This is a genomic window from Dechloromonas sp. ZY10, assembly GCF_041378895.1.
GTDB classification, from domain to species: Bacteria; Pseudomonadota; Gammaproteobacteria; order Burkholderiales; family Rhodocyclaceae; genus Azonexus; species Azonexus aquae.
In genome coordinates, this window is the sequence record NZ_CP144212.1 from 1229796 (window position 1) to 1250540 (window position 20745).

General features: G+C 64.5%; 21 protein-coding genes. 5 read left to right on the forward strand and 16 right to left on the reverse strand.

Going from position 1 to position 20745, the window contains the following annotated elements; genetic code table 11:
- Positions 1-46: 46 nt before the first annotated feature.
- Both VX159_RS05625 and VX159_RS05630 read right to left on the reverse strand, forming a co-directional pair.
- On the reverse strand, positions 47-454 hold the full coding sequence (locus VX159_RS05625) for a hypothetical protein (protein WP_371324995.1): 408 nt from the start codon (positions 452-454) through the stop codon (positions 47-49).
- A gap of 13 nt (positions 455-467) precedes the next feature.
- The gene (locus tag VX159_RS05630) at positions 468-1730 is read right to left on the reverse strand and encodes a porin (RefSeq protein WP_371324996.1); all 1263 of its coding nucleotides are present in this window, start codon (positions 1728-1730) and stop codon (positions 468-470) included.
- 400 nt (positions 1731-2130) lie between these two features.
- Here VX159_RS05630 and ybaL point away from each other — a divergent pair, with 400 nt between their 5' ends.
- Positions 2131-3861: a YbaL family putative K(+) efflux transporter gene (gene ybaL / locus VX159_RS05635; protein WP_371324997.1), complete on the forward strand. Its 1731-nt coding sequence runs from the start codon at positions 2131-2133 to the stop codon at positions 3859-3861.
- 238 nt (positions 3862-4099) lie between these two features.
- Here the strand turns inward: ybaL and VX159_RS05640 are convergent, their stop codons facing one another.
- From VX159_RS05640 to VX159_RS05685, 10 genes are all read right to left on the reverse strand, one after another.
- Positions 4100-4969 (reverse strand): spermidine synthase-like protein, encoded by an 870-nt coding sequence (locus VX159_RS05640; RefSeq protein WP_371324998.1) that lies wholly within the window; start codon positions 4967-4969, stop codon positions 4100-4102.
- A gap of 198 nt (positions 4970-5167) precedes the next feature.
- Complete coding sequence (prmB, locus tag VX159_RS05645) at positions 5168-6064, reverse strand: 50S ribosomal protein L3 N(5)-glutamine methyltransferase (RefSeq protein ID WP_371324999.1); 897 nt, start codon at positions 6062-6064, stop codon at positions 5168-5170.
- Positions 6061-7197 carry a succinyl-diaminopimelate desuccinylase gene (gene dapE, locus VX159_RS05650; protein WP_371325000.1) on the reverse strand — a complete coding sequence of 379 codons (1137 nt, stop codon included), beginning with the start codon at positions 7195-7197 and terminating at the stop codon, positions 6061-6063. Before dapE ends, prmB begins: the two co-directional genes overlap by 4 nt.
- Before the next feature lie 109 nt (positions 7198-7306).
- Positions 7307-8467 carry a PilT/PilU family type 4a pilus ATPase gene (locus tag VX159_RS05655; RefSeq protein WP_371325001.1) on the reverse strand — a complete coding sequence of 387 codons (1161 nt, stop codon included), beginning with the start codon at positions 8465-8467 and terminating at the stop codon, positions 7307-7309.
- 111 nt (positions 8468-8578) lie between these two features.
- Entirely contained in the window at positions 8579-9394 is an 816-nt protein-coding gene (dapD, locus tag VX159_RS05660) for a 2,3,4,5-tetrahydropyridine-2,6-dicarboxylate N-succinyltransferase (protein ID WP_371325002.1), read from the reverse strand.
- Between the two features lie 51 nt (positions 9395-9445).
- The gene (gene dapC / locus VX159_RS05665) at positions 9446-10636 is read right to left on the reverse strand and encodes a succinyldiaminopimelate transaminase (protein WP_371325496.1); all 1191 of its coding nucleotides are present in this window, start codon (positions 10634-10636) and stop codon (positions 9446-9448) included.
- Positions 10637-11240: 604 nt separating this feature from the next.
- Positions 11241-11939: a YbaY family lipoprotein gene (locus VX159_RS05670; protein ID WP_371325003.1), complete on the reverse strand. Its 699-nt coding sequence runs from the start codon at positions 11937-11939 to the stop codon at positions 11241-11243.
- Between the two features lie 38 nt (positions 11940-11977).
- Positions 11978-12757 carry an arginyltransferase gene (locus VX159_RS05675; RefSeq protein WP_371325004.1) on the reverse strand — a complete coding sequence of 260 codons (780 nt, stop codon included), beginning with the start codon at positions 12755-12757 and terminating at the stop codon, positions 11978-11980.
- Between the two features lie 2 nt (positions 12758-12759).
- Positions 12760-13482, reverse strand: coding sequence for a leucyl/phenylalanyl-tRNA--protein transferase (gene aat, locus VX159_RS05680; protein WP_371325005.1), 723 nt, complete (start codon positions 13480-13482; stop codon positions 12760-12762).
- An 84-nt stretch (positions 13483-13566) separates the two neighbouring features.
- Positions 13567-14664, reverse strand: a complete 1098-nt coding sequence (locus tag VX159_RS05685; RefSeq protein ID WP_371325006.1) for an ABC transporter ATP-binding protein — start codon at positions 14662-14664, stop codon at positions 13567-13569.
- A 44-nt stretch (positions 14665-14708) separates the two neighbouring features.
- Here VX159_RS05685 and VX159_RS05690 point away from each other — a divergent pair, with 44 nt between their 5' ends.
- Complete coding sequence (locus VX159_RS05690) at positions 14709-16361, forward strand: ABC transporter permease (RefSeq protein WP_371325007.1); 1653 nt, start codon at positions 14709-14711, stop codon at positions 16359-16361.
- Between the two features lie 401 nt (positions 16362-16762).
- Here the strand turns inward: VX159_RS05690 and VX159_RS05695 are convergent, their stop codons facing one another.
- From VX159_RS05695 to VX159_RS05710, 4 genes are all read right to left on the reverse strand, one after another.
- The gene (locus VX159_RS05695; protein WP_371325008.1) at positions 16763-17272 is read right to left on the reverse strand and encodes a dihydrofolate reductase; all 510 of its coding nucleotides are present in this window, start codon (positions 17270-17272) and stop codon (positions 16763-16765) included.
- Entirely contained in the window at positions 17269-17652 is a 384-nt protein-coding gene (locus VX159_RS05700; RefSeq protein WP_371325009.1) for a dihydroneopterin aldolase, read from the reverse strand. The genes VX159_RS05695 and VX159_RS05700 overlap by 4 nt, the downstream gene beginning before the upstream one ends.
- 182 nt (positions 17653-17834) lie before the next feature.
- On the reverse strand, positions 17835-18239 hold the full coding sequence (locus VX159_RS05705; protein ID WP_371325010.1) for a hypothetical protein: 405 nt from the start codon (positions 18237-18239) through the stop codon (positions 17835-17837).
- Between the two features lie 67 nt (positions 18240-18306).
- Positions 18307-18531: a hypothetical protein gene (locus VX159_RS05710; protein WP_371325011.1), complete on the reverse strand. Its 225-nt coding sequence runs from the start codon at positions 18529-18531 to the stop codon at positions 18307-18309.
- Between the two features lie 176 nt (positions 18532-18707).
- Here VX159_RS05710 and VX159_RS05715 point away from each other — a divergent pair, with 176 nt between their 5' ends.
- The 3 genes from VX159_RS05715 to VX159_RS05725 all read left to right on the forward strand — a co-directional run bounded on the left by VX159_RS05715 (position 18708) and on the right by VX159_RS05725 (position 20664).
- Entirely contained in the window at positions 18708-19409 is a 702-nt protein-coding gene (locus VX159_RS05715) for a TetR/AcrR family transcriptional regulator (RefSeq protein ID WP_371325497.1), read from the forward strand.
- Positions 19410-19861: 452 nt separating this feature from the next.
- Entirely contained in the window at positions 19862-20437 is a 576-nt protein-coding gene (locus VX159_RS05720) for a hypothetical protein (RefSeq protein WP_371325012.1), read from the forward strand.
- Positions 20434-20664 carry a hypothetical protein gene (locus VX159_RS05725; protein WP_371325013.1) on the forward strand — a complete coding sequence of 77 codons (231 nt, stop codon included), beginning with the start codon at positions 20434-20436 and terminating at the stop codon, positions 20662-20664. The genes VX159_RS05720 and VX159_RS05725 overlap by 4 nt, the downstream gene beginning before the upstream one ends.
- Positions 20665-20745: the final 81 nt, after the last annotated feature.

Genomic DNA, 20745 nt, shown 5'->3' on the forward strand with positions numbered 1-20745 from the left:
AAGGGCGTTTCACTGCGGAAACGCCCATGGCCGAGAAGCTGTCTGCTTAATGCAGTGCGAACACGGTTTTCACGCCGCCGCCGGCATCGGCCTTGTCGACATAGCCGATGGCTGCCGGATTGCGTGCCACCTGCTCGGCCACCGCCTTGCCGTTGGCTGCTTCGCTCGGGGCCTTGCCCTTGCCGGTGAACTCGATCTTGGCCCAGTGCGCCTTGGCCTGGTCCCCACTCTTGCCGGCAATCCCCTGGTAAAAGGCATCGCGCAGCGCGGCGTTGTCGATCGGCGCTGCGGCGCCGCCACCCGGGAAGCTGGCTGTGCGGCCGAGGAAGAGCTGTTCAACCTGTTCCTTGCTCAGGCTGGCCAAGGGATTTTGCGGATGGACGATGACGACCTGTGCGTGCGCTGCGGCACTCAGCAACAGACTGGCCAGGGCGATCAAATTGCGTGCTTTCATGACGGCTCCCGGATCAGAAAACGAAATCGAGCGAAAGCGCAAAGACATTGCCGGCCGCGCGGGTCGGGTAGTCGCTGCCCCGGTTGATCAGGAAGCCCTGGCTGCCAGGCGACTTGGGCGTGACCCGGTCGAACTGCGCCTTGAGCGCCATGTTCTTGTAGACGTCCCAGCGTACCCCGAGGCTGACGGTTTCCTGGTCGCGTACCGAGTTGTTGGCCAGTGACTGGATTCCCGCCTGCAGGGCCCCGGCGGTCGCGGCGCCGACCAGCGGGGCCAGGCGCGGTGCAACGTCGGCAATTTCGATGCGGTTGCGGGTCTTGGCCGCCGAGTAGGACAGATAAGGGGTGAACTTTCCGATCCGGTAGCCGCCGAGCAGCGACCAGGCATCGGTATCGTTGAAGGCGCGCTCGGAGCGCAACATCACGTATTCGCCGGTCAGTACGAAGCGGCCAGCGTCGTAGGTGCCACCGATGCCGGTAAAGGACGAGCGGGCGTCGCGAATTTCCCAGGCGTCGCGGATCGCGGCACCGGTCGCGCCGAAGCGCCCGAGCGGGGTGAAAATCTGCTGTCGGGCGGAGAGCGCATCGTAGCTCAGCTTGCCTTCCGTGCGGCCGACGCGCAGGGTCCAGGGGCCATTTTCATAGGTGGCATTGACGTAAGCGAGTTCGTCGATGTCGGCCTTGTCGTACTTGCGCTGCGCCGGCAACGAAGGAATCACCTCGGCGCGAACCTGGCCGACACCGGCCTGCAGGTTGAGCTGGCCGCCAGCCAGCGGCAGGGTAAACAGCCCTTCGATCACGTCGGAAGAGTTCACCGGAACCAGGTTGTAGACCTCGACCGGGGGGCGCAAGGTGAGGTTGGCGTAGTTGACCTGGCGGTAATCGGAGAGCAGGAAAAACGGGTGGCCGATGCGGCCGACCCGGACGGCGACGTTCTCGTTGAACGAGTACTTGATGTTGGCCCAGTCAATGCTCGGATTCCAGTCGTCGCGCGGGGTCTTACGCACCATGGTCTGCAGCGTTGCTTCCAGATTGGCCGTCGGGGTCAGCCGCATCTGCAGGCCGAGCTTGCTGTCGACGGCGAGCGAGGTTGTCGCGCTGCGGCCGGCGCCTTTCTGGACGTTGGGGCCGCCGCCGAAGTCGATGTCATCACGGCTGAAATGCGTGGCGCCCAGCGTGCCGAAGCCGGAAACGCGGAACAGGGAACTCTCCTGGGCCTGCACGGCGGGGGAGAGCAGGCCGGCGATCAGCACGGCCAGCAAGGTTTGACGGAACATGGGTAAACGGTCTCCTGAATGTTTTTCTGGTTGCCGCACCGCGCTGCCGGTGGAGGAGATGCGAGGGGAGACAGCGCGGCGGGCGGTGCGCATTGTGCCGCAAAATCGAAATAATTCAAACGTTCGTATTAAATTTTTTCATCGGTAAGCGATGGTTTTTTCGGGGTTTATTCCAGACAGGTTGCCGCTCGGTAAGGGTGAGGCGGCGCGAATCAGCCCGCTGGAGGGCCTTTTCGGCGGTGTGCAATGCGTTTTCCTACACCGGAAACCCCGCCCGGCGGCAGCGGTCAAAAATCCGTACCTGCGGCGCCCGTAAGTGTTTCGGCGATTCGCCAGCGGCCGCTAGCCTGGACAATCGCGGCGTTGGCGGGCAACACCGTTGCGGAGGAAAAATTCATTGATGGAACACGACATTTCCCTGATCAGTACGATTGCCGTCGGCTTTGGCGTGGCCCTGATCCTCGGCCTGCTGGCCGAGCGCCTGCGCTTGCCAGCATTGGTCGGCTATTTGCTGGCCGGTATCCTGATCGGACCGGCAACCCCGGGATTTGTCGCCGACCTGCACGTGGCCTCGCAGTTGTCCGAAATCGGCGTGATGCTGCTGATGTTCGGGGTCGGGCTGCATTTTTCGCTCAACGATCTGCTCTCGGTCCGGCGCATCGCGCTGCCCGGCGCAGTCGTCCAGATGGGTCTGGCCACGGCTCTCGGCATGGCCCTGGCGGCAGCCTGGGGCTGGCACTGGGGGAGCGGGCTGATCTTCGGCCTGTCCTTGTCCTGCGCCAGCACCGTGGTTCTGCTCAAGGCGCTGGAGTCGCGCAAACTGCTCGATTCGATGAATGGCAAGATCGCCGTCGGCTGGCTGGTGGTCGAGGACCTTGCCTGTGTGCTGGTGCTGGTATTGATGCCGCCGCTGGCCGGGGTGCTCGGCGGCAGCAGCGCTGCCGGCGGGGCGAGCACGGTACCGCTGTGGCAGACCATTGGTGGCACCCTGCTGCAGGTCGGCGGCTTCATCACGCTGATGCTGCTGGTCGGGCGCCGGGCTTTGCCCTGGCTGCTGTGGCAGGTGGCGCGCAGCGGCTCGCGCGAATTGTTCACGCTGGCGGTGATCGCGATGGCGATCGGCATCGCCTACGGTGCGGCGCAACTGTTCCATGTTTCGTTTGCGCTCGGCGCCTTTTTCGCCGGCATGGTGATGCGCGAATCCGAGTTCAGCCACCGCGCGGCGGCCGAGTCGCTGCCCTTGCGCGACGCCTTCTCGGTGCTCTTCTTCGTCGCCGTCGGGATGCTGTTCGAGCCGGCGGTGCTGCTGGAAAAGCCGCTGCAACTGCTCGGTACCGTGGCTATCGTCGTGGTCGGCAAGACGCTGGCGGCGCTGGCCTTGGTGCTGGTTTATCGTTACCCGCTGAATACCGCGCTGACGGTTGCGGCCAGCCTGGCCCAGATCGGCGAATTTTCCTTCATCCTGGCCGGCCTTGGGCTGACGCTCGGCCTGTTGCCCAAGGAGGGCATGAGCCTGGTGCTGGCGGCGGCGCTGCTGTCGATTGCGGTCAACCCCTTCGTCTTTGCTGCGACCGAGCCGGTGCGGCGCTGGGTGCTGCAGCGCTCGGCCTTGGCCCGCCGGCTGGAGCAGCGGCAGGATCCGTACGCCGAACTGCCGACCAGTACTGCGGAAAAATACCTCAAGGGTCAGGTGGTGCTGGTCGGCTACGGTCGCGTTGGGCGGCGGATTGCCGAGGAACTGGAGCGTACGGGGATTCCTTATGTGGTTGCCGAGGCCAACCGGGAAATCGTCGAAGCCCTGCGCAAGCGCGGAGTCGCTGCGGTGTCGGGCAATGCCGCCGACCCGGCGGTGCTGATTCAGGCCCACATTGCGCATGCCGCGATGCTGGTGGTTGCAGCGCCTGAGTTGATCGAAGTCCGGCAGATTCTCGAATGTGCACGGACGCTCAACCCGGCGATCCGCGTCGTGTTGCGCACGCATGGCGAGGAAGAGTCGGAACTGCTGCGCGGCGAGCAGGCCGGCACGGTGTTCTTCGGCGAGGAGGAGCTGGCGCGCGGGATGAGCGCGCACATCCTGGCCCAGTTCGAGTTGAACGTGCTCTGCGATCCGGCGCGGCGGCCAGCGAGTTGATCAGCAGCTGGGGGCGTCGTCCCGAGTGCTGCGGACTTCCCCTGCAATCCCCGGGGGGGCGTCGTCCGGGGAAGAAGTCAGGGGGCAGAGGCAAAACCGGAAAAATTCACGGTCGACCGTGGATCGGCACGAAAAACCGCCGGTGATGCGCTCGCCCTGCCGACGGCAAAGCCAGCGGCGTCGGTTTGGAACAAGCGGACGGCGCAGGGGCCGGGCCGGCAGTGGTGCTGCAGCGCCGTTAGTAGCCGCGCTGCGCCTTGTGACGGGCGATGCCCTGTTTCATCGAGCGTTCCATCTCTTCGGCAAAGGTCGGGAAGTCGAGCCCGAAGCGACTGCGCAACTCCTTGGCGAAACCGTGCAGCCAGCGCCAGCGCGGGTCGAAGGGACGGGCCTTGAAGGCGTAGAGGATGTGGTTGCCGTCTTCCGGTACCGAGGTCACGATCACCTGGTCGTCGAACACTTCCATCGCTGTCGCGATCAGCCCGGCGTAGCTCTCGGCGTCGCCGGCCAGATTGATCACCAGCACGCCGTTGCCGGCGAGCTTGCCGTAGGCGCTAGCGAAAAACTCGCGGTTGGCCAGCGCCGGGGCGAAGCCGGTTTTGTCGAAGGCATCGACCAGCAGCAGGTCGATACCTTTTTCCGCCTGCGCCAGGTATTCGGCGCCGTCGCCGTGCACGATGCTTAGGCGCTCGTCGTCGGGCGGGACCATGAAGGTATCGCGGAAGGCGATCACGTCGGCGTCGAGCTCGACCGCGACGATCCGGGTACCGGGCAGGCGGCGATGGCAGAACTTGACCAGCGAGCCGCCGCCGAGACCGATCAGCAGCAGGTTTTTCGGGCGCGGCAGGAAGAGCAGGCCGGCGAGCATTTTCTGCGTGTATTTGAGCGCCAGGTCGTGCGGGGCCTTGAGCGACATCTCGCTCTGCATCAGGCGGACGCTGAAGTAGAGGTAGCGCGCCTTGCCGTCGTCGATGACGAAGGGCTTGCCGTAGCTTTCGTCGAGCAATTGCGCCCGCAATTCGCCGGCACGTGCCCAGGCCGGTTCGTGCAGCAGCACGGTGCCGGTTTCGAGGTCAAAGGGGCTGGGCAGGGAGTAGAGCGTCGACATGCGGTAGCGGCCAGGGAAAGAGGGGAACGGCGGGGGCGATCAGCGGATCGGTAATGGGGGCGGCCAGTGGCGCGGCAGCCACGGCGGCACCCCGCAACCGGGCAGCGGCAGCGACGACCCAACGGAAAAAATCAGGAGGCGGCTGTCGGCCGCCGTCCCGATGCGGTGTTCACGGTCGACTGCCGGTAGCCTGAATTTTCAGTCCGGCAGTTCTTCGTAACGCAGCATGAACACGTACTGGTCGCCGGCCCGGGTGTCGAGCCAGGTGAACGGCAGCTGCGGGTAGGCCGCTTCGAGTTCGTCGCGGTTGTGCCCGATCTCGACCACGACGATGCCGCCCGGATTGAGGTGGCGCTTGGCATTGGCGAGGATGATGCGGGTGAAGTCGAGGCCGTCCTCGCCCGAGCCGAGGGCCATTTCCGGCTCGTGCAGGTATTCCGGCGGCAGCGCGGCGACCGACTCGGCATTGACGTAGGGCGGGTTGGAAATGATCAGGTCGTAGCGGCGGCCGGCGAGCTGGCTGAAGGCGTCGGAATGGACGCGCTCGACGCGATCTTCGAGGCCGTAGTCGGCGATGTTCTTGGCGGCGACGGCGAGCGCATCTTCCGACAGGTCGACGGCGTTGACCTGCGCATTGGGGAAAGTCAGCGCGGTGAGGATCGCCAGGCAGCCGGAGCCGGTGCACAGGTCGAGCGCCGATTCGACTGCCCACGGATCCTCGATCCACGGCGACAGCTGTTCTTCGAGCAGTTCGGCGATGAAGGAACGGGGCACGATCACCCGCTCGTCGACATAGAAACGGTAGTCGCCGAGCCAGGCCTCGTGGGTCAGGTAGGCGGCTGGCAGGCGTTCGTCGCAGCGGCGGTGGTAGAGCTTGACCAGCGCCTCGCGCTCGTGTGCCAGCAGGCGCGCGTCGAGGAAGGGTTCAAGCCGGTCGAGCGGCAGGTGCAGCGCGTGCAGCGTCAGGTACACGGCTTCGTCCCAGGCGTTGTCGCTGCCGTGGCCAAAGAACAGCTCGGCGGCGTTGAAACGGCTGACCGCGTAACGCAGGCAGTCGCGGACGGTGATGAGTTCGGTGTGGAGAGTCGTAGTCATGCGGAGAGCAGGATTTTTTCGAGAATTTGACGGTAGACCGTGGACAGCAGCGGCAGGCCTGCGACGGCGATGCATTCGTCGATCTTGTGGCTGGTTTCGTTGACCGGGCCGATTTCCAGCATCTGCGAGCAGATTTCGGCGATGAAGCGGCCGTCCGAGGTGCCGCCGGTGGTCGACAATTCGGTTTCGATGCCGCAGACGGCACGGATTGCGGCGCTGGCGGCGTCGGCCAGCGGGCCGCGGCCGGTCAGGAAGGGGCGGGCGCCGAGCGTCCATTTGATCTCGTAGTCGAGACCGTGCTTATCCAGAATCGCGCACAGCCGCTGCTGCAGGCCTTCCGGCGTGCTGGCGGTGGAGAAGCGGAAATTGAACTTGACCTCGACATGGCCGGGGACGACGTTGGTCGCACCGGTGCCGCCGTGGATGTTCGAGACCTGCCAGGTGGTCGGCTGGTAATACTCGTTGCCGGCATCCCACTCGGTCGCCGCCAGTTCGGCCAGCGCCGGCGCGAACTGGTGGATCGGGTTGCGACCCTTTTCCGGGTAGGCGATGTGGCACTGGATGCCCTTGACCGTCAGCACGCCCGAGAGCGAGCCACGGCGGCCGTTCTTGATCATGTCGCCCAGCGTATTGACCGAGGTTGGTTCGCCGATGATGCAGTAGTCGAGGTGTTCGCCGCGTGCCTTGAGCGCCTCGACCACGGCGACGGTGCCGTCGGTGGCGTCGCCTTCCTCATCCGAGGTGAGCAGGAAGGCGAGTGAGCCGGGATGCTCGGGGTGGGCGGTGACAAAGGCTTCGACGGCGGTGACCATCGCTGCCAGCGAGGATTTCATGTCGGCGGCGCCGCGTCCGTAGAGCATGCCGTTGCGCACTTCCGGCGCGAAGGGCGGGCTGCTCCATTTTTCCAGCGGTCCGGTCGGGACCACGTCGGTATGGCCGGCAAAGACGAACAGTGGCTTGGCCGTGCCGCGCCGCGCCCACAGGTTGCTGGTGCCGTTGCGGTCGATGCGTTCAAGCTGGAAGCCGAGCGGCGCCAGGCGCTGGGCAAAGATTTCCATACAGCCGGCGTCGTCCGGGGTCACGGACGGGCAGGACATGATCTGGCGGGCGAGGTCTAGGGTCGGATCGCTCATGCTGGGTTCGTTCAGGTGGCTTGGCCGCCAGGCGGCCAGCAGGTTGGGGAAGGTTTTTTGTCTTTTTTACGGTCGACCGTGAATACGGGCAAAAAGCGGCCGGCGGACTTCAATTCGGCCCGGCCAGGTCGAGCTTGAATTCGGCAAACGAGGCGCCGTCGCCCTTGTTGCCCGGCTCCCGGGCGGGGGCGTCGGCGGCGAGTTCGGCGCTCTGGCCGGAGTTGTTGATCAGCCACGACAGGTTGGTCGGCGAATCGGCGTTGGCCAGCGCTTCGTCGAGGCTGATCACGCCGTCGCGGTAGAGGCGGAAGAGGTCCTGTTCGAAGGTCTGCGAACCGGGGGCGAGGGTTTTTTCCATCGCTTCCTTGATTTCCTGCACCTCACCTTTTTCGATCAGTTCGGAGATGTAGCGGGTGTTGAGCAGCACTTCGCAGGCCGGCGCGCGCTTGCCGTCCGGCTTCTTGACCAGGCGCTGCGAAATGATCGCCTTGAGTGCGACCGAGAGGTCGAGGAACAGCGCCGGCCGGTTCTCCAGCGGGAAGAAGCTGATGATCCGGTTGAGCGCGTGGTAGCTGTTGTTGGCGTGCAGCGTTGCGACGCAGAGGTGGCCGGTCTGGGCATAGGCAATCGCCGCCTGCATGGTTTCCTTGTCGCGGATTTCGCCGATCAGGATGCAGTCCGGCGCCTGGCGCATCGCGCTCTTCAGCGCCGAGTTCCAGTCCAGGGTATCGAGGCCGACTTCGCGCTGGTTGACGATCGATTTCTTGTGCGTAAACAGGAATTCGACCGGGTCCTCGACGGTCAGGATGTGGCCCGAGTAATGCGTGTTGCGGTGATCGAGCATCGCCGCGATGGTGGTCGACTTGCCCGAGCCGGTCGAGCCGACGACCAGGATCAGGCCGCGCTTTTCCATGATCAGTTCGGGCAGCACCGCCGGCACGCCGAGTTCGCTCAAGGCCGGGATCGTCGCCGGGATGTAGCGGATCACCATCGCCACCGCGCCGCGCTGGCGGAAAATATTGATCCGGTAGTTGCCGACATTGGGAATGCCGACCGACAGATTCATCTCCAGCTTTTCCTCGAAAACCTGGATCTGTGCCGGCGTCAGCAGTTCGTAGGCCATTTTCTCGATCATTTCGGGAACCATCACCTGCTGGTTCACCGGCATCGAGACGCCGCCGATCTTGATATGGATCGCCGCGCCGGCCGAGATGAAGATATCGGAGGCCTGCTTGTCGGCCATCAACTGGAACAGTTTGTCGAGGATCATGGCGGCGGAGGGCTGGCTGGAGTTAAGGGAAAGAAAGCGAAGCGTGCAGTAGCAAAAAACGGGCGGGGCGCTGCTGCGCACCCGGCCCGTTATTCATGCCGCAGGCGCGACTCAGGGACGCAGCAACTCGTTGATGCTGGTCTTGGAACGGGTCTGGGCATCGACGCGCTTGACGATGATCGCGGCGTACATGCTGTAAGCGCCATCACCCTTGGGCAGGTTGCCGCTGACCACCACCGAACCGCTGGGCACGCGGCCATAGCTGATTTCGCCGGTAGCGCGGTCGTAGATCGGGGTGCTCTGGCCGAGATAGACGCCCATGCCGAGGACCGAGTTTTCTTCGACCACGACGCCTTCGACGACTTCCGAGCGGGCACCGATGAAGCAGTTGTCTTCGATGATCACCGGGCCGGCCTGGATCGGCTCAAGCACGCCGCCGATGCCGACGCCGCCGGAGAGGTGCACGTTCTTGCCGATCTGGGCGCAGGAACCGACGGTGGCCCAGGTGTCGACCATCGTGCCTTCATCGACGTAGGCGCCGATATTGACGAAGGACGGCATCAGCACGACATTCTTGGCGATGAACGAACCCTTGCGCGCAAAGGCGCCGGGCACGACGCGGAAGCCGCCGGCCTGGAACTGTGCTTCGCTCCAGCCCTGGAACTTGGTATCGACCTTGTCGTAGAAGCGCACGTCGCCGGCTTCCTGAACGCGGTTGTCGCGGGTGCGGAAGGACAGCAGCACGGCCTTCTTGGCCCACTGGTTGACGATCCACTCGCCATTTACCTTCTCGGCGATACGCAGCTTGCCGGCGTCGAGGTCGGCGATCACCGATTCAATGATCTTGATCGCTTCGGTCGATTGCGGGTTCAGCTCGGTGCGGCGTTCCCAGAGGTCGTCAATGGTGCTTTGCAGGGGATGGGTCATGTTGGGCTCTCTGTAACAAGTAATTGCGCATTGGCTTGCGCGAGGCGTTGGTTATAGGGATCGGCAAAAGGCGCGGATACGCTCGGCGGCCTCAAGGCATTCTTCGAGCGAGGCGACCAGCGCGATGCGGACGAAGCCGGCGCCGGGATTGACGCCGTCGGATTCGCGGGCGAGGAAGCTGCCGGGCAGAACCACCACATTATAGTGTTCGAGCAGGCCACGGGCGAACTCGGTATCGGCAATCGGCGTCTTGGCCCACAGGTAGAAACCGGCGTCGGGCTGAGCGGTGCCGAGCACCTCGGCGACCAGCGGCGTCACTGCCGCGAACTTCTCGCGATAGAGGCGGCGGTTCTCGGCGACGTGTTCCTCGTCGTTCCAGGCGGCAATCGACGCGGTCTGGACCGGCGGCGGCATCGCGCAGCCGTGGTAGGTGCGGTAGAGCAGGTATTGCTTGAGGATCTTGGCGTCACCGGCGACGAAGCCGGAGCGCATGCCGGGTACGTTGGAGCGCTTGGACAGGCTGGAGAACATCACCAGCCGGTCGAAACTGCGACCGAGCAGCTTGGCCGCCTGCAGCCCGCCAATCGGGCGCTCGCTTTCGTCAAAGTAGATTTCGGAGTAGCACTCGTCGGATGCGATGATGAAACCGTATTTGTCGGACAGCGCGAACAGCGTCTGCCAGTCGTCGAGCGACAGCACCTTGCCGGTCGGGTTGCCCGGCGAGCAGACGTAGAACAGCTGCACCCGCTGCCATTCGGCTTCCGACAACTGCGCGTAATCGAAGGCGAAATCATTGCCCGGCAGGTTGTTGAGGAAGCGCGGCTCGGCGCCGGCCAGATAGGCCGCGCCTTCGTAGATCTGATAGAAAGGGTTGGGGCTGGCGACGATGGGCGTATAACCCCGGTTCGGGTCGATCACCGTCTGGGCAAAGGAAAACAGCGCCTCGCGCGAACCATTGACCGGCAGAATCTCGGTTTCCGGGTTGAGTTCGATCTCGTAGCGATGCGCGCACCACTGGCCGATCGCCTGGCGCAGCGCCGGTACGCCGGCGGTGACCGGGTAATTGGCCAGGCCGCCCAGGCCCTTGGCCAGCGCCTCCATGATGAAGGCCGGGGTCGCATGTTGCGGCTCGCCGATGGAGAGCTTGATTTCCTTGTACAGCGGGTTCGGCGTCACGCCGGCAAACAGGGCGCGCAGCTTTTCGAACGGATAGGGTTGCAGCAGATCGAGGCGGGGATTCACGGGCGCATTCACGGGCAGCTTCCGGTGCAGTCAGTCAAAACCGCGATTATCGCCGATAACGCCGGGTTTTTTGCGCCCCGGCCCGACTTTGCCGTTGTCGCCGCTGGTTGCGCTGGCGCCCGAAAAGACGTGGCTTGGTGGATCAGTTGCCGGCGGCGAGGAGGTGGCTTGTTGAGCGCCGGCGACAGGAGGGGCAAGCTCCGGCGCGGTCGCAGTATCCACAAATTCTGTGGATAACTCTGTGGGTGAAGTGGGGGGCGGTGGGCTAAGTCCCTCTCCGATAAAGGTTTTTGTTATTCTGCTCTAAACTTGGGCGAAAATTTAGGTGATTGATTTTTAACTGTTTTTTTGCATTTATTGCGGTGTTTGCCGTCACCCTCTGCGGGGCGCCGTCAAGCGGGCCGCCAAGTGTCGCAGCCTTTTCCCCTGTGTGTAATCGGGCTTTAACGGCGCGCTACCGGAGCGCGGGCAGGCCGCGTTAAGCGAAACGGGCCCGGATCGTTGGCAGCGGGCAGGCGATCGGGGCGAGCCGGCAAAAACTGCTGCCGACAAGGTCGACCGTGAAAATCCTGCGATGGCCGCCGTTTCTCCCGTACCGGGCGGCTCAGGGGGTGGCGCGAGCCTGGCGGCGGGATTTTCCTCCCGGCGCTTGCAGCACCAGGTCAAGGGTGTCGGGTCGGGCCGGGTCAAGTGCCTGCTCCCCGGCCAGCAGAATACTGCCCCGGCGTTCGATGCGGGCGCGGACGACCAATTGGGGGTTGGTGCCGAGCAGATCGCGGTCGACGGTGGTGGCGAACGGGAAGGGCGACTGGGCGCCACCGAGGCGGAAGTGCTTTTCGGCCAGGGTCAGCGGTTTTTTCGGCCGCTGCCGGTCGATTACCTGAACGATCATTTGTGCGTCCGCCGGCAGGGCGATACGGCTGTGGTGGGCAATCTGGCCGCTGACGTCGAGGAAGCTGCTGCTCGCCGCCACGATTTCGCCGCGCTGGCAGTTGCGGTGGTTGCCGCGTCCGTCCTCAAACAGCGCCTCATCCCCCTTGACGTGCAGGCGCACCGCTTCATTGCGGTAGAGCGTGCCGGAGGCGGCTGGCACCTGGGGCAGCACGACTTCGCCGTCGGCAAAGCGCAGGGTGGCCTGCGGGCGACCATCGGCGGCTTCGCCAAAGTCGATGCTGAGGCGGTCGGGGCCGCAGTGCCAGGTCTCGGCCAGGCTGGTCAGTGGAAAGGTGAGGCTGGCTGCAAGCAGCAGGGCGCGGCTCAGGGCAGGACGGCGGGGTGTTGCGGCGGTAGAGAGGGGAGTCATCGGCTGCGGCACAGTAAGAGTGGTGTTCAGATCGGGGTTCAGGCAGGGGGAAGCGGCGGCTTGAGCGGAGGATGATCCGGATCGAGGGGTTGCCAGGTCTTGCCTTGCGGACCGTCGAGCAGGGCTTCGAGCGGCCGGAAGCTGGCCTTGTAGGCCATCTTGCGCGATTCGGCGATCCAGTAGCCGAGGTAGAGATAGGGCAGGCCAATGGCCTGGCACTGGCTTAGCTGCCAGAGGATGTTGTACACCCCGAAGCTGGCGCCGGGCAGGTCGGGGTCGTAGAAGGTGTACACCGAAGATAATCCGTCGTCGAGTACGTCGATGACGCTGACCATACGCACCACGCCGTTTTCCGAAAACTCGACCAGCCGGGTATCGACGTGGCTTTGCAGCAGGAATTGCGCATATTGCTCGTGGCTATCCTCGTCCATGCCGCCGCCGCTGTGGCGCGCCTGCTGGTAGCGGTTGTAGAGCGCGTAGTGGGCATCGTCGAAACGCAGCGGCATTTCGCGGGCGCTGAGTCCGGCATGCCGCTTCGCAGCCCGCTTCTGGCTGCGGTTGGCGCTGAATTCGGCCACCGGCAGGCGAACCGGGATGCAGGCCTGGCAATGGTCGCAGTGCGGCCGATAGGTGTACAGGCCGCTGCGGCGGAAACCTTCGCGGACCAGGGCGCTATACAAGTCAGGATTGATCAGGTGACTCGGTGTTGCCACTTGCGAGCGAGCCTGGCGGCGGGGCAAGTAGCTGCAAGGGTAGGCCGAGGTCGTATAGAAGCTGAGCAGTGACCAGGGCAGGCGGGCGTCGTCGGGGAGGGCCATGCTTACCACTCGACGGGAAGATGGGCGAAGGACCACCGGCTTTGCTCCGGTCCTTGCCCGATCAGCGCCTGCAGCCGGGCGCCGAAGTCGGCGCGGGGAATTTCGCGACCGCCGAGCGACGCGAGGTGGGGGGTGTACATCTGGCAGTCGATCATGCCGAAGTCTTGGGTTTGCAATAGCCGGATCAGGTAAGCGAAGGCGATCTTCGAGGCATTGTCGCGGTGCGCGAACATCGACTCGCCGTAGAACATGCGGCCGATCGCCAAACCGTACAGCCCGCCGACGAGATCGCCTTCTGCATAAACTTCGACCGAGTGCGCCCAGCCAAGTTCATGCAGCTCAACATAGGCGGCGCGCATCGCGTCGTCGATCCAGGTACCGTCCTGGCCGGGGCGCGGGGTTTGGGCGCAGGCGCCGATCACGCCGGCAAAGTTTTCGTCGCAGGCGACCCGAAAGGGCTGGCCGCCGCTCAGCCGGCCGCTGCGCAGCGTCTTGCGCAAGGAGCGGCTGAGGCGGAATTCGGCGGGAAAGAGGACCATGCGCGGGTCCGGGCTGTACCACAGCGGGTAGCCCTCGAGCCGGCCCCAGGGAAAGATGCCGCGCCGATAGGCGTCGAGCAGGCGGGCTGGCGAGAGGTCGGCGCCGGCGGCGAGCAGGCCGCCGTACTCGTCGCTGGCGGCGCTCAGCGGCGGAAAAGGCGAGTCCGGAGCGAGTAGCGGGATCATTGGCGCGGCAATTGGCCGATTTTCACGGTCGACCGTGAAAATCCGGCAAAACCGTTTTGCATTGCCGCGCCCATCCTCTCCGGCTCAGGCGGCCGCCGTCTGGCAGCAGTCAGCTGCCCCGGGGCGGGCAAAGGCGATCACATGGTCGACGTCGGGGCGGATGCCGATTTTTTCGCCGAGCGCGTGGTTGTGGTGCGACGGCACCAGCGACAGCACTTCGGCGCCGTTGCCCAGGCGCAGGGTGTACAAAATGTCGGCACCGCGAAAGGCCTTGTGCAGCACTTCGGCACGCAAGGGGCTGGCGTCGTCGTGCACCACATCGTCGGGGCGCAGCAGCACATCGACCGCGCAACCATCGTGGCAATTGACGCAGGTTTCGCTGCATTCGATCAGCACGTCGGAGTGCAGGCGGCCGAGTTCGGTGTCGACTTCGCGGCCGTTGCTGACCACGCCCTGGATCAGCACGCCCTGGCCGATGAAGTCGGCGACAAAGCGGTTGCTCGGGCGGTGGTAGAGGTTGTACGGCGTATCCCACTGCTGGATGCAGCCGGCGTGCATGACGCCGATTTCATCGGCCATCGCAAAGGCTTCGTTCTGGTCGTGGGTGACCAGGATCGCGGTCGAGCCCTCGCGCTTGAGGATTTCGCGGACCTCGACCGAAAGCCGCTCGCGCAGGCCGACATCGAGGTTGGAAAAGGGCTCGTCGAGCAGGATTAGCTCCGGTCGCGGCGCCAGCGCACGGGCCAGCGCGACGCGCTGCTGCTGGCCGCCGGAAAGTTCGTGCGGGTAATGCGCGCCGCGCCCGCTCAGGCCGACCGTGGCCAGCAACTGGCGGACACGCAGCCAGGCCGCTTCGTCCGGCTTGCGCCCGAGGCCGAAGGCAACGTTCTGTTCGACGGTGAGGTGCGGGAACAGCGCGTAATCCTGAAAGACCATGCCGATCCGGCGCTTTTCCGGCGCCACGCGGAAGCCGGCGCGGCTGACCGCCTCGCCGTGCAGGCGGATTTCACCGCCGGCAATTTCCTCAAAACCGGCGATGCAGCGCAGCAGGGTGGTCTTGCCGCAGCCCGAAGGGCCGAGCAGGCAAGCGATGCGACCGGCTTCAAGGTGAAAATTCACGCCATTGACGACGGTCTGCTTGCCGTATTGCTGAACGACGTCATTCAGTTCTAGTTGTGCCATGGTCGGCGATTATAATTCGCATTTACGCCCATGCATCGCCGATAATGCAGCGCCCAGCCCAGACCACCCGTTCCGCCAATTCTTTCCTGTTGCTCTTTGCCATTGCCGTGGCGGCGCTGGCGGCGTTGCCGGTGGTCAGCGTCGGTCTCAACCTGCTGGTCGGCGGCACCAGCGAAACCTGGAGCCATCTCGCCGCCACCGTGCTTGGCGACTACATTGCCAATTCGCTGTGGCTCTGTCTCGGCGTCGGCCTCGGGGTCGGCACCGTCGGCGTCGCCACTGCCTGGCTGACGGCGATGCACGATTTCCCCGGCCGCCGCATTTTCGAATGGGCGCTGGTGCTGCCGCTGGCGATGCCGGCCTACGTGCTGGCCTATGTCTATACCGATTTCCTGCAGTTCGTCGGGCCGGTGCAAAGCGCGCTGCGCGAGGCTTTTGGCTGGAACTACGGCGACTACTGGTTTCCCGACGTGCGCACCCTGCCCGGTGCGATGCTGATGTTCGTCTGCGTGCTTTATCCCTATGTCTATCTGCTCGCCCGCGCCGCCTTTCTCGAACGCGCCAGTGGCATGCTCGAAGCCGCGCGGACGCTGGGGCTGGGGCCGTGGCGCGCGTTCTTTTTAGTCTCGCTGCCGCTGGCCCGGCCGGCGCTGGTCGCCGGCATCGCGCTGGCCTTGATGGAAACCCTGGCCGATTACGGCACGGTCGCTTACTTTGCGGTGCAGACCTTCACCACCGGCATCTACCGCGCCTGGTTCTCGCTCGGCGACCGGGTGGCGGCGGCGCAGCTGGCGGCGATGCTGCTCGCCTTTGTCCTTGGCCTGCTGCTGCTGGAGCGGGTCTCGCGCGGACGCGCCCGCTATCACAACACCACCGGCCGTAATCGGCCGCTGACCGGTAGCCGCTTGCAAGGCCTGGCCGCCGGTCTGGCGGTCGCCGCCTGCTTGCTGCCGCTGCTGTTCGGCTTTTTGCTGCCGGCCGGGCTGTTGCTCAAGATGGCGCTGGTTGAAGGCGATGCGCAGTTTGGCGAACGCTTCGTACTGCTCGCCCGCAACAGCTTCGTCCTCGCCGGGCTGACCGCGCTGATCGGGGTTTTTCTGGCGTTGCTGCTGGCCTACGGCGCCCGCCTCTCGAAAAACCCGCTGGCGAATATCCTCAACCGCTTGGTCGGTCTCGGCTACGCCGTGCCCGGCGCGGTGATCGCGGTTGGCGTGCTGATTCCGGTGACCCGCCTCGACACCTGGCTGGCCAGTGCTGCGCAGGCCTGGTTCGGAGTCAATCCCGGCCTGTTGCTGACCGGCGGCATCGCCGCGCTGATCTACGCTTACTTGGTGCGCTTCCTCGCCGTCGCGCTGCATACCGTCGAATCAAGCCTGGCCAAGATCACCCCGAACATGGATGACGCGGCGCGTAGCCTGGGGCTGGGGCAGGGCGAAACCCTGCGCCGGGTGCACGCGCCGATGCTGCGCGGCAGCCTGCTGACCGCTGGCCTGCTGGTTTTCGTCGATGTGATGAAGGAATTGCCGGCGACGCTGGTGATGCGTCCGTTCAACTTCGACACGCTGGCTACTCAAGCCTACACGCTGGCTTCCGACGAGCGTCTGGCCGAAGCCTCGACGGCGGCGCTGGCCATCGTCGCGGTCGGCATCCTGCCGCTGATCGCGCTATCGCGCCAGATCGCCCGCAGCCGGCGCTGAGGCGCGCAAGCCCCAGTCTTGCCCCGCGCGCAGAAGCTTGCTCTCGTTTCGCCTGCGCCAGCGCAGACTGCCGGTAAAACCGGCGGTCCATGTGCGGCCTGGTTGGCATGACAGTAACGGGGGCGTGGTTTTTGGCCTGTTTTTACGGTCGACCGTGGGCGAGGGCAAAAATCGCCGGTGGCAATCTCCGCCACTTGCCCACCCCGCCAGCCAGTTTCCAGGTGTCCGGCAGTTTGGCCGGCCGAATCGTCACAGGAAAACTCCATTTGCCGTTTTAGCCGGTGCTGATGGTGGTGCGAAGCCGCGTCGGCTGCTTGGGCATTGGTGCGACGGCTGGCAAGGGGGCACGGCAGCCGTCGCAATCACCCGGGGGCTGGCCGCCCGGATGATTGTGTATGGATTTACAGTGGCTTTGGCGCGTCCTGTTCGTACTGCAGAAAGCGGCAAATCACCGGCTGGCCGCTGTGGCGTTCGACGTAGGTGGCGCTGCGGTCGCTGATGATGCGCCAGTCGGCGAGCGGGATTTCAGCCGGGAACAGGGTGTCGCCGGGGTAGGCAGCGGCGATCCGGGTCAGGTAGAAGCGCTGGCAGTAAGGCCAGGCGGCGGCGTAGATTGAGGCGCCGCCGAGCACGAACACCGGCTTGCCGGTGGCGACTGCCCGGCGTAAAGCGTCCTCGACTGTGGCGCAGGCGTGGCAGCCGGGGCGCAGCGGCAAATCCAGCTGGCGGGTGACGATGAAACAGTCGGCCGGCACCACGTCCATCGACTCGTAGGTCAGCCGCCCGATCACCAGCGCGGCACCGGCCACGGTGGCCTCGAAGTAGGCGAGTTCTTCCGGAATGTCCCAGGGCAGCCAGTGGTCGCGGCCGATCATGCCGTTGGCGGCGACCGCGCTGATCGCCGCGATCATCGCGGCAGCGCCTGCCAGGCGGCGCGGGTCAGGTTGAGCGAAATCGCCGGCGTGCCGCCGCCGTTATAGACATGCGGCTTGTGCATCGAAACCGCCGCCTGGGTGACGATGGGCATCGAGAAAATCGCGTCCATCACCTTGAGGATGCTGGTTTCCAGGCAGATGTGGTGCGGATCGGTTTCGAGTTTTCGGATCGCCAGGTAGATCACCTCGTAATCGACTACATCCTCGATCCGGTGCGGATCGGCCACTGCAGCCAGCGGTGCCCAGGCATCCGCGTGTACCTGCACGGCCTGCGGTCCATGCTGTTCCAGTGGATTGCAGCCGGTCCGCAATTGGATCGTCGCATCAACCGATGCGCACCAGTGATTCGTGAGCACGTGCCCGCCTCCTTCAAACAAGGCCGCTGAGGGCCGGGAAAGGGCTGAAAGATACCAGAGGCCATGCCGGCCGGGCTATGGCCATGTTCGGCAGGTAAGGGTGATGGCGGCTACGGGGGCGGGGAACTGCGCCTTGCGGGGCAGTCTGGCAGGGACGGATGTGCTGGCGGGAGAGGGAGAACTCAGGCCGTCACGTTGATCAACTGACCGGTCACCTGGCCGCTGCTGTTGATCGTCGGGCGGGGGGCTGCCGCCGTCGCGCTGCCGGCGGCAGCTTCGGTGACAGCATTGGCCAGGCGGGTAGTGGTCTGCTCCAGTTGATCGCCCAGTTGCTGGAAGCGCGTCCCGGTCTGCAAGCCCTGGCGGACGACGCGGGCTTCGTCATTGGCGGCGCCGGCCTGTTGCTGCAGGCTGTCGGCGCGCTGTTCGGAGGCATCGGCGTCCTTGCGGGCGCTGGCGGCTTCGCGCTGCAGCGTGTCGGCCCGCAACTCGGCCTGCCGGGCCGCCTGTTCGGCCTGGCGGCGCTGGAATTGGGCGGCGCTGGCAGAGTAATTGCTGCTGGTCGCGGAGGTGGTGGAAAAGTCCATGATCCGGGGCTACAGATAAGCTGGGCGCGGGGTGGGGGCAGGGGGCGGAAAGTTCAGCGGGAAAGAATCAGGCGGTGACATTGATCAGTGTGCCGGTTTGTTGCCCAAGCGCATTGGTCACCGGCTTGGGCTTGGCCGCCTGTTCGTTCTCCTGGCGCTCGGCCTTCTGCTCGGCCTGGCGGGCTTGCACACGTTCGGCGTTGCGGGCTTCCTGAGCGGCGTCGGCGCGACTGACCTGGGTGCTGCCGTAAGCGCCCGTGCCTGAACCGGTGGTGATGGAATCGATGCTCATGATCTGCTCCAAAGCAAATGCCTTACGCTAAGTGTAGGCGATAGCGGGGATTTTTTTAAGCAGGGGCTTGCAGTTGGCGGTTGAATCATTGATCCTTGCGCCTTCTTCGGCGGGGTGGCGGCTTGCGTAAATTGAGGCCCTCTCGTAGGATTTAAACAAACGTATGAATTTGGAGTCTGGCTGTGGCTGAATCCCGGGCTGGCGAAAGCCGTAACACGGATACCCGCGAACGCATTCTCGACGCCGCCGAGCGCCTGTTCATGGCCCATGGCTATGAAGGCACCTCGATGCGGCAGATCACCGGCGAGGCCGGGGTCAACCTGGCGGCGGTGAATTATCACTTCGGCTCCAAAGAGTCGCTGATGCAGGAAGTCTTCCGGCGGCGTCTCGACTGGCTCAACGACGAACGGATGCGGGTTCTCGACGAACTCGAACAGGAGGCTGCCGGGCGGCCGCTGAAGCCCTCGCAGATCGTCGATGGCTTTTTCGGCACCCTGCTGCGCATGGCCGACGACGAAGCGCGCGGCGGCATGACCTTCCTCCGCCTGCTCGGCCGCACGCTGACCGAACCGTCGGAATTCATCCGCACCTTCCTCGCGCAGGAGTACCGCACCGTCGTCGAACGCTACAAGGAAGCCTTGTTCAAGGCGCTGCCCGACGTACCCAAGGCAGAAATCGTCTGGCGCTTCCACTTCATGCTCGGCGCCACCTCCTACGCCATCGCCGGCACCGACGCCCTGCGCCTGGTCACCGACTGGCAGATCGAGGACGAAGCGACCATGGACCGCCTCGACCACCTGCTGCCGCGCCTGATGTCCTTCCTCCTCGGCGGCCTGCGCGCCCCGCTGCCGCAGCTCAACGAGGGCGGCCAGATCTAGGGCCGCCGCTGTTTGAGATCGTGCCGGCAGTGTCCAGGTGCGGCTGAAGTGATCCCCGCCGGTGGCGAGCCGGGCGGGGATTTTTTATGGAATTTCGCTGCGTTGCCCGATTGGTCGCATTGCATAGTCGGGGAGGGAGCACGATTTTCCACGCCCGGAAAATGCCTCATTCTTGCAGTCGACCGCAAGATCAGGGGTTATTCAAAATGAATCGTGGTCTATCCCCTATTTTCCCTGAAACAATCAGAGACCATCGGTGCCCGCAGTGCCGATAGTGCGTAGCGGCAGTCCGGCCAAATAGTCTCCGGTTCATCGCCTATTCCATGTTCGGACGCTGACTCCCAAGCGACGCGGCACTTGTGCGGCATCCGGTCGCGCAATACTCCATTGACATTAAAAATATCATGTGAGTCAATGATGTGTATATAACAAATAAATAACACGAAAGAACAATGAACATGCTGATAGCGCAGCAGGAAATGACGGCCCATTCACCGGTGCAGCTTGATACAGCATCGGCTCTGTGGTTACTGGGCAGTCTGGCCGGCTTTTACCGCCGGTCTTTCGACACTGCGCTGGTACTGCAGCGCTTTGCGCCACCGTTTGATTTCCCTTCCCTGCTTGAGGCGCTCGAAGCGCTGGGACTCAAGGCCGGGCTAGCCGAGTGGCCCGAGGAGGATTGGTCGAGTCTGCCGCTGCCGGCGGTGGTGTTCCTGCCGGAGGCGAAAACTGGGCTACAGCCCATCAGCACCATTCCAGAACTCGTCCCGACTGAAACTATTTCCAGTCTCCCGCCAGCACTGATCGTCAAACACGGCGGCCATACCCCGGCCAGGCCAGCCCCGAACCGCTCTCAGCCGAAATCGCTCGCGCGCAGTGTTTGCCGCTCATGTTGCTGGCGGCCGAAGCCGAGCCACTGGTCAGCGAGTCAGTCGGCGCATCGCTCAGCCGGGCACCGGAGGACGGCAAAGCCGGCAAACCCTTCCGCTTTTCTTGGTTCATCCCTGAACTGCTGCGCCACAAAATGATCTGGCGCGACGTGCTAATCGCCAGTCTCGCCATCCAGCCCTACCGTTACGCTGGGAAAGAAGACATCACCCTCGACTTCGACAGAGGGGCGGCCACCCTCGAGTTCGCCGATGGCACGCAGGCGATCCTGAGCAGCCAGACCTCCCCGGGCGACTTTGCTGCCGCCCCTTTCAGCATCCAGTTCGAAGACAAACCGGCGGTTGCCCCCCATCGGACAGAGAAATAATTGGAGACTTGGTACCGATCGGTTTCGACTCAGGGGCCAGCGTCCAATATGACGATTCGGGCAATTTCATCAGCGAGGAGA

Coding starts and splice junctions, on each gene's coding strand:
- dapE (WP_371325000.1), bottom strand. CDS start 7,197: ATGAGCGATCCGACCCTAGACCTCGCCCGCCAGATCATGTCCTGCCCG.
- VX159_RS05690 (WP_371325007.1), top strand. CDS start 14,709: ATGCAGCGCCCAGCCCAGACCACCCGTTCCGCCAATTCTTTCCTGTTG.
- VX159_RS05640 (WP_371324998.1), bottom strand. CDS start 4,969: ATGTCGACGCTCTACTCCCTGCCCAGCCCCTTTGACCTCGAAACCGGC.
- ybaL (WP_371324997.1), top strand. CDS start 2,131: ATGGAACACGACATTTCCCTGATCAGTACGATTGCCGTCGGCTTTGGC.
- VX159_RS05625 (WP_371324995.1), bottom strand. CDS start 454: ATGAAAGCACGCAATTTGATCGCCCTGGCCAGTCTGTTGCTGAGTGCC.
- aat (WP_371325005.1), bottom strand. CDS start 13,482: ATGATCCCGCTACTCGCTCCGGACTCGCCTTTTCCGCCGCTGAGCGCC.
- VX159_RS05675 (WP_371325004.1), bottom strand. CDS start 12,757: ATGGCCCTCCCCGACGACGCCCGCCTGCCCTGGTCACTGCTCAGCTTC.
- prmB (WP_371324999.1), bottom strand. CDS start 6,064: ATGACTACGACTCTCCACACCGAACTCATCACCGTCCGCGACTGCCTG.
- VX159_RS05720 (WP_371325012.1), top strand. CDS start 19,862: ATGAACATGCTGATAGCGCAGCAGGAAATGACGGCCCATTCACCGGTG.
- VX159_RS05725 (WP_371325013.1), top strand. CDS start 20,434: ATGATCTGGCGCGACGTGCTAATCGCCAGTCTCGCCATCCAGCCCTAC.
- VX159_RS05685 (WP_371325006.1), bottom strand. CDS start 14,664: ATGGCACAACTAGAACTGAATGACGTCGTTCAGCAATACGGCAAGCAG.
- VX159_RS05670 (WP_371325003.1), bottom strand. CDS start 11,939: ATGACTCCCCTCTCTACCGCCGCAACACCCCGCCGTCCTGCCCTGAGC.
- VX159_RS05710 (WP_371325011.1), bottom strand. CDS start 18,531: ATGAGCATCGATTCCATCACCACCGGTTCAGGCACGGGCGCTTACGGC.
- VX159_RS05705 (WP_371325010.1), bottom strand. CDS start 18,239: ATGGACTTTTCCACCACCTCCGCGACCAGCAGCAATTACTCTGCCAGC.
- dapD (WP_371325002.1), bottom strand. CDS start 9,394: ATGACCCATCCCCTGCAAAGCACCATTGACGACCTCTGGGAACGCCGC.
- VX159_RS05655 (WP_371325001.1), bottom strand. CDS start 8,467: ATGATCCTCGACAAACTGTTCCAGTTGATGGCCGACAAGCAGGCCTCC.
- VX159_RS05695 (WP_371325008.1), bottom strand. CDS start 17,272: ATGATCGCGGCGATCAGCGCGGTCGCCGCCAACGGCATGATCGGCCGC.
- VX159_RS05630 (WP_371324996.1), bottom strand. CDS start 1,730: ATGTTCCGTCAAACCTTGCTGGCCGTGCTGATCGCCGGCCTGCTCTCC.